The organism is Modestobacter sp. VKM Ac-2978 (assembly GCF_026968025.1).
In the GTDB taxonomy this organism is placed as follows: Bacteria; Actinomycetota; Actinomycetes; order Mycobacteriales; family Geodermatophilaceae; genus Modestobacter.
The window spans coordinates 345,346-357,577 of record NZ_JAPVBP010000005.1; the positions used below are offsets into that span (position 1 = coordinate 345,346).

11 protein-coding genes are annotated in these 12,232 nt (G+C 76.8%); 10 read left to right on the forward strand and 1 reads right to left on the reverse strand.

Annotated elements, in window-relative coordinates; all coding sequences use genetic code 11:
• Positions 1–66: 66 nt before the first annotated feature.
• The 9 genes from O2W53_RS14765 (at position 67) to O2W53_RS14800 (ending at position 9,582) form a co-directional block, all read left to right on the forward strand.
• The gene (locus O2W53_RS14765) at positions 67–3,528 is read left to right on the forward strand and encodes a TM0106 family RecB-like putative nuclease (protein WP_269163807.1); all 3,462 of its coding nucleotides are present in this window, start codon (positions 67–69) and stop codon (positions 3,526–3,528) included.
• Positions 3,529–3,581: 53 nt separating this feature from the next.
• Entirely contained in the window at positions 3,582–3,836 is a 255-nt protein-coding gene (locus tag O2W53_RS23930) for a hypothetical protein (protein WP_442929284.1), read from the forward strand.
• 258 nt (positions 3,837–4,094) lie between these two features.
• Positions 4,095–5,084 carry a siderophore-interacting protein gene (locus O2W53_RS14770; RefSeq protein WP_269163808.1) on the forward strand — a complete coding sequence of 330 codons (990 nt, stop codon included), beginning with the start codon at positions 4,095–4,097 and terminating at the stop codon, positions 5,082–5,084.
• 20 nt (positions 5,085–5,104) lie between these two features.
• Positions 5,105–5,251 (forward strand): hypothetical protein, encoded by a 147-nt coding sequence (locus tag O2W53_RS14775; RefSeq protein WP_036337061.1) that lies wholly within the window; start codon positions 5,105–5,107, stop codon positions 5,249–5,251.
• Complete coding sequence (locus O2W53_RS14780; RefSeq protein ID WP_269163809.1) at positions 5,248–5,661, forward strand: hypothetical protein; 414 nt, start codon at positions 5,248–5,250, stop codon at positions 5,659–5,661. Before O2W53_RS14775 ends, O2W53_RS14780 begins: the two co-directional genes overlap by 4 nt.
• 132 nt (positions 5,662–5,793) lie before the next feature.
• Positions 5,794–6,987 (forward strand): hypothetical protein, encoded by a 1,194-nt coding sequence (locus O2W53_RS14785; RefSeq protein ID WP_269163810.1) that lies wholly within the window; start codon positions 5,794–5,796, stop codon positions 6,985–6,987.
• A gap of 77 nt (positions 6,988–7,064) precedes the next feature.
• Positions 7,065–8,303 carry a sensor histidine kinase gene (locus O2W53_RS14790; RefSeq protein WP_269163811.1) on the forward strand — a complete coding sequence of 413 codons (1,239 nt, stop codon included), beginning with the start codon at positions 7,065–7,067 and terminating at the stop codon, positions 8,301–8,303.
• A complete protein-coding gene (locus O2W53_RS14795; protein ID WP_269163812.1) occupies positions 8,300–8,947 on the forward strand; it encodes a response regulator in 648 nt (215 codons plus the stop codon). The genes O2W53_RS14790 and O2W53_RS14795 overlap by 4 nt, the downstream gene beginning before the upstream one ends.
• Before the next feature lie 32 nt (positions 8,948–8,979).
• Positions 8,980–9,582 (forward strand): TIGR03086 family metal-binding protein, encoded by a 603-nt coding sequence (locus O2W53_RS14800; protein ID WP_269163813.1) that lies wholly within the window; start codon positions 8,980–8,982, stop codon positions 9,580–9,582.
• 4 nt (positions 9,583–9,586) lie between these two features.
• Here O2W53_RS14800 and O2W53_RS14805 read toward each other — a convergent pair whose 3' ends face one another.
• Positions 9,587–10,546: a hypothetical protein gene (locus tag O2W53_RS14805; RefSeq protein WP_269163814.1), complete on the reverse strand. Its 960-nt coding sequence runs from the start codon at positions 10,544–10,546 to the stop codon at positions 9,587–9,589.
• A gap of 230 nt (positions 10,547–10,776) precedes the next feature.
• On the opposite strand from O2W53_RS14805, the gene O2W53_RS14810 reads away from it, so the two are divergent.
• Positions 10,777–12,159 carry an MFS transporter gene (locus O2W53_RS14810; protein ID WP_269163815.1) on the forward strand — a complete coding sequence of 461 codons (1,383 nt, stop codon included), beginning with the start codon at positions 10,777–10,779 and terminating at the stop codon, positions 12,157–12,159.
• The last annotated feature ends 73 nt before the right edge of the window (positions 12,160–12,232 follow it).

Consider the following 12,232-nt stretch of genomic DNA (forward strand, 5'->3'; position numbering starts at 1 on the left):
GACGTGTCGTACCCCCGCCGTACGGTCGCTGCAGCTCCTCCACGAGGGGGAGGGGACGGGGGCAAGGTGTACGAGTTCGACGGCGCGCTGGTGGTCAGTGCCAGTGACCTGACCGGCTTCATCGAGTGCGAGCACCTCACCCGGCTCTCCCTCGAGGTCGCCCGCGGCTCCCGCAGCCGCCCGCCGGTGGTCGACCCGATGACCGAGCTGGTCGCCGCCCACGGCATGGCGCACGAGGAGCGGCACGTGCAGCGGCTGCGCGACCGGGGCCTGTCCGTCGTGGAGGTCACCGGGCCGTCGGGCAAGGACGCCGCCGGGCTGCGTCGCGCCCAGGACGAGACGCTCGCCGCGATGCGCGCCGGCGCGGACGTCGTCTACCAGGCCACCTTCTTCGACGGCACCTGGCGCGGGCACGCCGACTTCCTGCTCAAGCGCACCGACCGGGTCAGCGACCTGGGGGCCTGGGCCTACGACGTCGCCGACACGAAGCTCGCCCGCCGGATCAAGGTGCCGGCCCTGCTGCAGATGGCGCTGTACGGCGACCTCCTGGCCGGGCTGCAGGGCGTGCCGCCTGAGCTGCTCACCGTGGTCACCGGCGACCAGCAGGAACTGGTCTTCCGGTACTCCGACGCGGAGGCCTACACCCGGGCCGCCCGCACCCGGTTCCTCTCCCGGCTCGCTGACGGGGAGCTGGCGCCGCCGTACCCGAACGCGCACTGCGGCGTCTGCCCCTGGCGGGAGACCTGCACGGCGCGCTGGCGCGAGGAGGACTCGCTGTCCCTCGTGGCCTTCATGCGCCGCGACCACGCGACCGCGCTGGTCGAGGCCGGTGTCCCGACCGTCACCGCGCTGGCCACCCGCGCCCCCGACGAGCTGCCCGACGCCATCGGCCGCAGCTCGCGGGAGCGGCTCACCCAGCAGGCGCGACTGCAGGTGGCCGAGCGCGAGTCCGGGCTGCCGAGCTACGAGTTCCTGCCGCGCGAGCCGGGGCGCGGCTTCGAGCTGCTGCCGCCGCCGAGCGCCGGCGACCTGTTCTTCGACATCGAGGGCGATCCGTTCGCCGGCGACGCCGGGCTGGAGTACCTCTGGGGGGTCTTGGACACGGCGGGGGAGTTCACCGCCTTCTGGGGCTGTGACCCGGCCGCGGACGACCAGTCCGATGCCGAGCGTCTCGCGTTCGAGGCGCTGGTCGACCACCTGACCGCGGCCCACGCCGCCGACCCGGCGATGCACGTCTTCCACTACGCGCCCTACGAGCCGACCCGGCTCACGACGCTGTCGGCCCGGCTGCAGACGCGGGAGGCCGAGGTCGACCGGTTGCTGCGGGGCGACGTCCTCGTCGACCTCTACGCCGTGGTGCGCCAGGGGCTGCGGCTGAGCAAGGAGTCGTACTCGATCAAGCAGGTGGAGGACTACTACCGCGGGCACACCCGCACGCACGGCGCGGACGTGTCGGACGCCGGGGAGAGCATCGTCGCCTTCGAGCGCTGGCTCGCCACCCGCGATCAGGCGCTGCTCGACCAGATCGAGGCCTACAACCGCGACGACTGCGTCTCCACCCGGGAGCTGCGCGACTGGCTGGAGGCCCGGCGCACCGAGCTGCTCGCCTCGGGCGCGCGGCTGGGCCGGCCGGAGGACGGCGACCCGGACGGCTCCGCCGAGAACGCCGCGGCCCAGGAGCTGCGCGAGGAGCTGGAGCTCCGGCTGACCGCCGGGCTGCCCGACACCGACCGGACCCCGGAACAGGAGGCCACCTGGCTGCTGGCCCAGCAGCTGGGGTGGCACGCCCGGGAGGCCCGCTCGGCCTGGTGGGAGTACTTCCGGCTGCGCGACCTCGCGGCCGACGACCTGGAGCGGGAGACCCCGGCCCTGGGCCCGCTGGAGGCCCCCGAGCTGGTCGGAGCGGCCCAGCGGTCGCAGCACTGGCGCTACCGCTTCCCGCCGCAGGAGACCAAGGTGTCGGCCGGCAACCGGTACGAGCACCTGGTGCCCGACCCGGACGGGAAGCGGCTGACCAGCTCGGTCGTCGACATCGACCCGACCGCCGGCTGGGTGGTGCTGGCGCGCGGCGCGGCCGCCGCACTCGAGCACCCGACCGGACTGCTGCCCACCTCGCCACCGAGCGACAAGCTGTTCCGGGCCGCACTCACCGACCTCGGTGAGCAGGTCGCGGTCAGCGGCATCGACGCCCCGGGCCCTGCGCGGTCGGCCCGCGACCTGTTGCTGCGCCGACCGCCGCGGCTGCTCGCCGCGGCGCCGCAGCGCGAGCCGGGAGAGGAGTCGGCGGCCGCGGTGCGCCGGCTGGCCGGACTGCTCGACGGCGGGGTGCTCGCGGTCCAGGGCCCGCCGGGAGCCGGCAAGACCTACACCGGGGCACGCGCGGTCGTCGACCTGATCCGCGCCGGCAAGCGGGTGGGGGTGACCGCCTCCAGCCACAAGGTGATCGGCAACCTGCTCGATGCGGTGATGGCGGCCGCCCGCGAGGCCGGGGTGCCGGTCCGGGCGCTGCAGAAGGCCGACGAGCTGCAGCGGTGCGGCGACGTCGACGTGCAGTGCGTCGGCTCCAACGGGCAGGTCGTCGACGCACTCGACGGCGGCGACGTCGACCTGGTGGCCGGCACCTCGTGGCTGTTCGCCCGCCCGGAGCTGGCCGGCCGGCTGGACGTGCTGGTGGTGGACGAAGCCGGGCAGCTGTCCCTGGCCAACACCCTGGCGGTGAGCCGGGCCGCGGCCAGCCTGGTGCTGCTCGGCGACCCCCAGCAGCTCCGCCAGCCGGGCCGGGGCATCCACCCCGACGGCGCGGACGTCTCCGCACTGCAGCACGTGCTCGGCGAGCAGGAGGTGCTCACCCCCGACCGGGGGGTCTTCCTGGACCGCAGCTGGCGGATGGCGCCGGCGCTGTGCCGGGTGGTCTCCGGGCTGTCCTACGGCGGGGAGCTGCAGCCGGCGCCGGTCACGGCCGACAACGAGCTCGACGCCCCGGCCCGGTGGGCGGCGCCGGCCGGGATCGGCTGGGTGCCGGTGGTGCACGAGGGCAACGGCTCCGCCTCCCCGGAGGAGGCGGCCGTCGTCGCCGAGCTCGTCGCCGGGCTGATGGGCCGGAGCTGGCGGACCGGCGGGGTCGAGCGGGTGATGGGGCCGGCCGACGTCCTGGTCGTCACCCCGTACAACGCGCAGGTCAACCAGGTGCGCAGCGCACTCGCCGCGGTCGGGCTGGGTGAGGTGGAGGTCGGCACGGTGGACAAGTTCCAGGGCCGGGAGGCGGCGGTGGCGGTCTTCTCCCTGGCCGCCTCCAGTGGTGCCCACGTGCCCCGGCGGCTGGACTTCCTGCTCGACCGGCACCGGCTGAACGTCGCGCTGTCCCGGGCGAAGACCGTCGCCTACCTCGTGGGCAGCCCGGCTCTGCTCACCTCACCGGTGCAGACCCCCGAGCAGCTGCGGCTGGTCAACGGGCTGTGCCGGCTGGTCGAGATCGCCACCGCGGCGGCCCTGCCCGCGCCACCGGCTCCGGCCGTCGCCCAGGTGTGAACACGGCGGCGGCGGTCGACCTCCGGCGCGCCCCGGTCCCCTCGTCGGCTCCGGTGCGGGCCCGGTTCCGCCGGCAGGGGAGGCGGGACACCGCACCGGAGCTCGCCGTCCGCCGGCGGCTGCACGCCCGCGGGGTCCGCTACCGGGTCGACGTCCGGCCCTGTCGCGCCACCCGGGCCCGTGGCGACCTGGTGTGGAAGGGCCGGCGCCTCGTCGTCTTCATCGACGGTCGAAGGACCTCTCTGCCCCCCACCACTCGCAAGCTCGCGGCGGGCCCCTGCAGAGAGGCCGATGGGCGGCGAAGCTGACCGCCAACGTCGCCCGCGACCGGCGCACCGACGCGGTGCTGACCGGTCTCGGATGGCGGGTGCTGCGCTTCTGGGAGCACGAGGACCCCGAGGTGGTCACGGAGGCCATCTGTGCCGCGCTGGGGCGCGCGCCGGGCGCTCGGTGAGCGGCCTCAAGTAGATGTTCTTGCTTTGGGCGTTCCCTCGATGTTCTGGTTAGGCTAGCCTCACCATCGTCCGGTTGCGCACGAGCCGGTCACGACGAGCGCGGGAGCAGCGATGACCACGGCGGTGACCGGACGTGCCGGAACGGCGGTTCTCGAGAACCTCACCCAGCCGCAACCGGCGGTCGCCGCACCGAGCTACCGCTTCTTCAGCGCCACCGTGAGGCGCGTCCAGCGGCTGAGCGCCAGCTTCCTGCGCCTCACCCTCCGCGGCCCGGAGCTCACCGGCTTCGGCGCGGCCGGTGACGACCAGCGGATCAAGCTGGTGCTCTCCCGGGACGGCGCCCCGGTCACCGATCTCCTCACCGACGGCCCGACCTGGTACCAGGACTACTGCGCGCTCCCCGACGAGCGCCGTCCGTACCTCCGCACCTACACCGTGCGCGCCGCCCGCCCGGAGCTCGGCGAGCTGGACGTCGACGTGGTGCTGCACGGGGTCGAGGAGGGCCACTCCGGCCCGGCCGCCAGCTGGGCCGCCGCCGCCGTCCCGGGCGACCCGATCGTCGTGCTGGGCCCCGACCGGCCCCGCCCCGGCCGGGCCGGGTCCGGCCGGCCCTGGGGGGTCGAGTGGGCGCCACCGGCCGACGGTCCCCTGTTCCTCGCCGGGGACGAGACCGCCGTCCCGGCGATCAGTGCGATCGTGGAGGGGCTGCCCGCCGGCCGGCGCGCCATCGCCGTGCTCGAGGTCCCCGAGGCCCGCGATGTGCTGTCGCTCGCCGTCCCGCCGGGGGTGGAGGTCCGCTGGCTCGTCCGCGGCAGCCGGGCCCCCGGCGAGGCGCTCGGCACGGCGGTGCACGCCGCCCTCTGCGAGCTCGGCGTGGCCGCCCGCACCGCCGGGCAGGAGGTCGAGGACGTCGACCTGGAGGGCGGCGTCCTCTGGGAGGTGCCCGACGAGGGCGGCGCCGACGGCTGTTACGCCTGGCTGGCCGGGGAAGCGGGCATGGTCAAGAAGCTGCGCCGCCGCCTGGTCCGCGACCTCGGCGTGCCTCGCACCTCGGTGGCGTTCATGGGCTACTGGCGGCTGGGCGCAGCCGAGGGCAGCTGACCCTCGCTACGGTCGGACCCGTGCTCCGTCTCCTGCTCCTGCTGCTCCTCGTCTGGGTCGCGGTGACCGTGGTCGGCGTGATCGTGGAGGGCCTGTTCTGGCTGGCCATCGTCGGCCTGCTCTTCTTCGTCGCCACCGCGGTCCTCGGCGCGTCCCGACGACGATGACGACCCTGCTGGTCGACGTCGCCAACACCGTGGGCGCCCGGCCCGACGGCTGGTGGCGCGACCGGGCCGGCGCCACCGCCCGGCTGCTGGAGCGGCTCGCCGCCCTGCCCGGCCGGGAGCTGACCGGGCCCGACGGCGAGCCGGTACCGGTGACCGCACTGGTCGCGGTGGTCGAGGGGCAGGCCCGGGACGTCTCCGCCCCGGCCGGCCTGCGGGTGGTCCGGGCGCCCGGCAGCGGCGACGATGCGCTGGCCGAGACCGCCGCCGACCTCGCCGACGGCGACGACGACCTGCTGGTGGTCACCGCCGACCGGGGGTTGCGGGACCGGCTCCCCGCCGTCGCCCGGATCGCCGGGCCCGGCTGGCTGCTGGCCGCGGCCGACCGAGCGGCCGACCCCGCCGAGGGCTGAGCCACCCGCACGGCGGAGCCACCCGCACGGCGGAGGTACGTCCCCCGAGCGGGGGAGCCGGTGGTCCAGCGCGCTCACGACGCTGGACGGCGACCCCGGGACCCACCCGGGCCGCTGATCCGGAGGCCTCCCGTGAACCTCGCCCCTGCGCCGTCCTCCACTGCGCGGCGACGCGCGCCCACGGTCGGCCGGCTGCTGGTCGCCGCCGCCGTCTGGAGCCTGCTGCACGCCCTGCTGGCCCTGCGCTGGCTGCTGGACCCGGGCAGCTGGCCCGGACTGGACGCCGACGAGCGGTACGGCGTGCTCACCCTGCTCGATCGCACGTCCACGGCGTGGACCGTGCTGGCGCTCTCCGGCGCCGGCCTGTTCCTCGTCCTGCTGACCCGCCGGCGGGACGGGGCGCCCCCGCTGGTGGCCGCCATGGCGGTGCAGGCTGCGGTCCTCGGTGTGCTCGCCGCTGACCTCGGCTCGCTGGTGCTGCTGGGCTACCTGGCCGCGATCGTCGGCCCGGCCACCTTCCTGGTGGTCTTCACCGTCGGGGCGGCGCGGGACCGGCGCACCCGGCCCTGGCTGATCGGGGTGGCTGCGGTGGTCGCCGCCGGGATGGCCGCCGGACTGCTGCGCCCGGGCACGGTCACCGACCTCGCCGGCGAGCTGGGCTCCGGCTTCGCCGAGCACGCGATGCCGCACCTGCACCTGGCGCTGCTGCTGGCCGGCGCCACGATCTGGGGGACCACCGCGATGCTGCTGCGGCGGTCGGCGACCGGCCGGTGCGCGGTCTGCGGGCGCCCCGGTGCCGCGTGGACCCGGCCGGCCGCGGCCCGGCGCTGGGGGACAGTGGCCACCTGGATCGCCGTGGCCGGTCCGCTGCCGTACGCCCTGCTGCGGATGACCTGGCTGACCCCGTGGCCGCTGGGCATGCCCACTGATGGGGTGCTGGAGCCGCAGATGCGGTTGTTCGGGCTGGGCCTCGGCTTCGCCGCGCTCGGCGGGGCGGTGCTCACCCTCGGGCTGATCCGGCCGTGGGGTGAGGTCTGGCCGCGCTGGGTGCCCGGGTTGCGCGGCCGCCCGGTGCCGGTGCGGGTCCCCGTGCTGGCCGGCGGGGTGGTCGCCGTGGCCCTGCTGGCAGCCAGCCCGGCGTTCCTGGCGATGGCGGTGGAGCAGCTGCTGGCCGGCGACCTGGGCGACGCTGCTCTCGTGCTGGTCTTCCCGACGCTCCCCTGGGGACTGGCGCTGGCCGCGGCGGTGACAGGCTACGCGTTCCGGCGCCGGGGTACGTGCGCCACCTGCGGGCAGGGCGAGCCGGCGCTGTCGGTGCGCGACTGACCGGGGCCTTCGACGCCCGCGCCGATCGGGTGGCGCGGGCGTCGTCGGGGTCTTGTCCGGCCGGAGAGGATGGCGTCGTGGCTCGAGAGGTGGTGCGGCGGACGGTGGCCCAGTCGCTGCACCGCTGGCTCTACCTGCTGCTGGGCGGGGCGATCGGGGTGGCGGTCGGGATCGTGCTGGCCTGGCCGGTGCAGGTGATCGCCACGTCCGGCCTGCCGCCGGTGCTGATCGGGGTGCTCGTGGCGCTGCTGGTGGCCGCCCCGGTCGTGGCGGTCGGCGCGCTCGCCGAGGTCCGGCCGGTGGAGGCGGTCGCGGTCGGTGGGCTGCTGGCCCGTGGGTTCACCGACCGCCCCGGGCCGTCGACCACCGCGCCGCAGCGGGCCCGCACCGCGCTGCTGCTGGCCCTGCACGTGCTGGCCGGCACGGCCGCCGGTGCCCTGCTGGTCATCGGTGTGCCGTCCGCGGTGGTGCTGGTGGCCGTGCCGGGCGGCGCGGGAGCGGAGGACCTGCTGGGGATGGCCGTGCCCGCTGGATGGCCGGGCCGGGTCGTGCTGACCGCCGGCCTGCTGCTGCTCGTCGTGGCCGGCGGGGAGCTCCTCGGCCGGGGCCTGGCCGCGGTCGCCCCCCGGCTGCTGGCCGGCTCCACGGCCGAGCGGCTGGCTGCGGCCGAGGCCTCGGTGTCGGTGCTGACCGGCCGGGACCGGCTGGCCCGCGAGCTGCACGACAGCGTCGGGCACGCGCTGAGCCTGGCCAGCGTGCAGGCCGGCGCCGCCCGCCGGTTGCTCACCCGCGACCCGGTGGCCGCAGAGGAGGCCATCCGGGCGACGGAGGACGCCACGCGGCGGGCGCTGGTCGACCTGGACCACGTGCTCGGCCTGCTGCGCGAGGAGGAACAGGCCGCCACCGACGTCGCCCCGGCCCCGGACCTGCGCGACCTGACCGAGCTGGTCGGCACCGCCCGGGCCGCCGGTGCAGTGGTCTCGGTGGAGGTCCGCGGTGCCGTCGAGAGCCTGCCGGCGCTGGTCTCCCGGGAGGCCTACCGGATCGTGCAGGAAGGGCTGACCAACGTGCTGCGGTACGCCCCGGGCACCGCCTGCCGGCTGGTGGTCGACGCCGCCGGCGACGACCTCGAGCTGGTGCTGGCCAACACCGGGCCGGGCGCCGCGGCCGCCGGCGCCGGCGGTGGGCGCGGGCTGCGCGGCGTGCGGGAACGGGTGCGCGACCTCCGGGGCGAGGTGCGGGCCGGCGTCGGCGACGACGGCCGGTGGCAGCTCGCCGTCCGGCTGCCGGTGCACGCCCGGAGCGCGGTCCGGTGACCGTCCGGGTGGCGCTGGTCGACGACGAGCCGATGATCCGCCGCGGCCTGGCCGCCGTGATCGGCGCTGAGCCGGACCTGTCGGTGGTCGGGGAGGCCGGGGACGGCGCTGACGTGCTGGACCTCGTCGGCCGCACCTCGCCGGACGTCGTTCTGATGGACGTGCGGATGCCCCGGCTGGACGGGATCGCCGCCACCCGGGCGCTGGTGCGGGCCGGCTCGCCCGCCCGGGTGCTGGTCCTCACCACCTTCTCCAACGACGACCACGTCTTCGACGCCCTGGCCGCCGGCGCCGACGGGTTCCTGCTCAAGCGGTCGACGCCCGAGGAGCTGCTGCACGGCATCCGGACGGTGGCCCGCGGGGAGTCGCTGCTGTTCCCCGACGCCGTCCGGGAACTGGCCCGGCGGCACGTGCGCGCCGCCGACCCGGTCGCTGCCCCGGAGCTGGCGCGGCTGACGGAGCGGGAACGGCAGGTGCTCCGGCTGATGGCCCAGGGGCTGAGCAACGCCGAGATCGCCGGAGAGCTGTTCCTCGGCGTGGAGACCGTGCGCACCCACGTCGCCGGGGTGCTCGCCAAGACCGGGGCCCGGGACCGGACGCAGGCCGTGGTGCTGGCCTACCGCTCGGGCTTCGTCCCCGGCTGAGCCACCGGGCGGGCAGGGTGCAGGCTGCCTCCATGACCTCGCCCCTCAGCCCGCCCGCTGCGGTGCGCGCCGCCTCGGACCTGGCCGCCACCGCGCTGGTCGCCGTCCGCCCCGAGCAGCTCACCGCGCCCACGCCGTGCGGCGACTACGACGTCCGCGCCCTGGTCGACCACCTGGCGTGGGCCGCCCTGCTGTCCCAGCGGTCGGCGACCGGCATGCCGCTGGAGCAGGACGGGAGCAGCCTGCGGCCGGCGCCGTTCCTGGACGGCGTGCCGGTGGAGCAGTGGGCCGCTGCCGTCCCCGTCGAGCTGGACACCGCGGCCGACGCCTGGGCCGACCGCGCCGCGTGGCAGGGCGAGACGCTGCTCGGCACGACGCCGATGCCCGCCGGGGTCGTCGGCCCGCTGATGCTCGCCGAGTTCGCCCTGCACGGCTGGGACCTGGCCCGGGCGATCGGCGCCCGCTACGACGTCCCGGCCGGGCTGGGGGAGGCGGTGCTGGCGGCGGTCGAGCCGCTGGCGCCGATGGGCCGGGACGGCGGCTGGTACGGGCCCGCGGTGCCCGTGCCGGCCGACGCCCCCGCCTTCGATCGGGCGCTCGGGCTCGTCGGCCGGGACCCCGGCTGGCGGGCCTGACCGGTCAGTCGAGCATCGTGACCACGCGCAGCCGGGTCGAGCGCCGGCGGCCGGGCAGGCAGGCGGACAGCGCCAGGACCACGGCCACGCCGTCCTCGATCAGCGCGGCCTGCCAGTCCGGCATCAGGTCCGCTGCCCAGCGCCGCCAGGCCAGGCCGCCGAAGGAGCCGGCCGCGGCACCGGCGGCGCCGGCCAGCACCGGCAGCGCGGCGTTCTGCCCCTGACGCCGGGCGAGGAGCCCGGCGCCGCCGGCCCCGCTGGCCAGGCGCGCGGGGAGGACCGCAGGACTGGTCCGTGGCGGGATGCCGGGCTGCTTGTCGGCGTAGACCTCGCCGCCCACGGAGAGCAAGGAACCCAGCTTCTTGACGACGCCGGTGTCGGCGGCGGTGAGCGTCGGCGCGGCGAGCCCGAGGGAGCTGCGGCACCCGGCCGCCGTGCCGAGCAGCAGCGAGCGGGCGACCAGCCCGGCCGAGGCGCGCTGCTTGACCAGGACCCGCTCCTTGCGCGTCGGCAGTGCGGAGACGACCGCCTGCACGGCCGCACCGTAGGCGAGGTGGGGCACCGCGTCGGCCGCCCAGTCCGAGGACGTCCAGGTGCGCGGATCGGTCACGCCCAGCGCCGCCGTCGGCCCGTCGGTGGCCGCCATCGACGCCGCACCGACGACGACCGCACCGACCGGCCCGGGCATCCGCACCCCGCCGGCGCGGGCCAGGCTGGCCAGCAGGCCGACGCCGAGGCCGTTGCCGATCCCCAGGAGCGCACCGAGCCCGGTGGTCCGGGCCTGGCGCTCCGCACCCCTGCCCGGCACCTCCACTCCGGCGGCGTCGGCGAGCGCGGCGGCGGTCTGGCCGGGCACGGTGCTGGCCGGACGGCCGCGGCGCAGCATGTCGGCGTAGGTCAGGGCGTTGAGGGCGGTCGTGCCGGCGGCGCCGGCGAGCAGCCCACGAGCGAAGGTCCCGGTCATCCTCTGACCCTCGTTCTCCCGCGCTGCTCCGGCAACTGCAGAGGCGGCCGGGACGTGCGGTGCGACACCGTGGGCGCTCTCACCCCCGGTCGACCCCGGATCGACACGCATCGTGCACATCCGAGTGGCACCGTGGGAGACAGCGCCCGAGGTCGTGTGCTCCCCGACCCCCGCCAGCCGTTCCGCGGTGCTGCGCGTCCACTCCCTGAAGGTCTCCCATGGTCATTCCTGTGTCCTCCCGTGTCCCGGGGCTGCTCCGTTCGGTGCTCGCCCGGGCCGTCCCCTCGTCCACCCCGCCCTCGCTGCGCCGGCTGCGCGTGGCCGTCGCCGTCCTGTTCGGTCTCGACGGCTTCGTCTTCGGCAGCTGGGCCGCCCGGGTGCCCGACGTCAGCGCCGCCACGGGCGCCGGCCACACCGCCCTGGGCGTCGCGCTGCTGTGCCTGTCCCTCGGCGCGCTCGCCTGCATGCAGGTCACCGGTGCGCTGTGCACCCGGTTCGGCACCGGGCGGGTGGCGGCGCTGGCCGGCGTCGCCGCCAGCCTGAGCGCCGTCCTGCCCGGGCTGGCCGGCACCCTCCCGGCGCTGTGCGCCGGGCTGTTCCTGTTCGGCGCCGTCACCGGTGCGGTGAACGTCGCCGCCAACAGCGTCGGGGTGCAGGTCGAGGCGCGCGCCGGGCGGCCGTTGCTGTCCGGGCTGCACGCCGCGTTCAGCGGTGGTGGTCTGGTCGGTGCCCTCGTCGGCGGGCTCGCTTCGGCCGTGATGGGGGTCGCCCCGCACCTGGCCGGCGTGGCGATCATCGGGCTGCTCGCGATGGCCTGGGCCGGGCCGGTGCTCGTCCGCGGCGACCGCCCGGAGCCGGCGGTCGACCTGCGGGGGCCGGCCGCCGAGGGCACCCGCGGCGCCCGTCCCACCGGCGTCCTGGTGCTGCTGGGCGCCGTGGCGGGGGCGACCGCCTACGGCGAGGGCGCGCTCAGCGACTGGGGTGCGCTCCACCTGCGCGAGCAGCTGGCCGCCGCCCCCGCCCTGGCGGCGGCCGGGTACGCCGGCTTCTCCTCGGCGATGGCCGCCGGCCGGCTGGCCGGCGGTCGGCTGGTGCTCGCCCTGGGTGAGCGGCGGCTGCTGGTCGGCGGCTCGTTGCTGGCCGCGGCCGGTGCGCTGGCCGCGGTGACGACGACGTCGCTGCCGGTCGCCCTGGCCGGTTTCGTGCTCGTCGGGCTCGGGCTGGCCAACGTCTTCCCGCTGGCGATCGCCCGGGCCGGTGCGCTCGGCGGGCCCTCGGGCGTCGCGCTGTCCACCACGGTCGGGTACACCGGCCTGCTCGGTGGCCCGCCGGTGATCGGCTTCCTCGCCGAGCACGCCGGGCTGCCCGCCGCGCTGGGCACGGTGGCGCTGATGGCGGTGCTGGCCGCGGTGCTGGTGCTCGGCATCGAGGGCGAGCAGGTGCGGCGCCCGCCGCTGCCCCGGCGCGGCTGGACGCAGCCGGTGCTCTTCGGCCGGCGCCCGGTGGCGGTCGTGCTGCGCCCGGTCGGTGTGGCGCTGCGTCCGGCCGCGGCCCGCGTGAACGTCGGCGCCTGCAGCTACGTGCGCGACCTGCAGCTGCTCGAGGTCGGCTGACCGGCGCTTGTGAACAACGTGTTCCGGGACGTCGCACCCCGTTGACCGGCGGGGGCGAGGGGAACACGCTGGC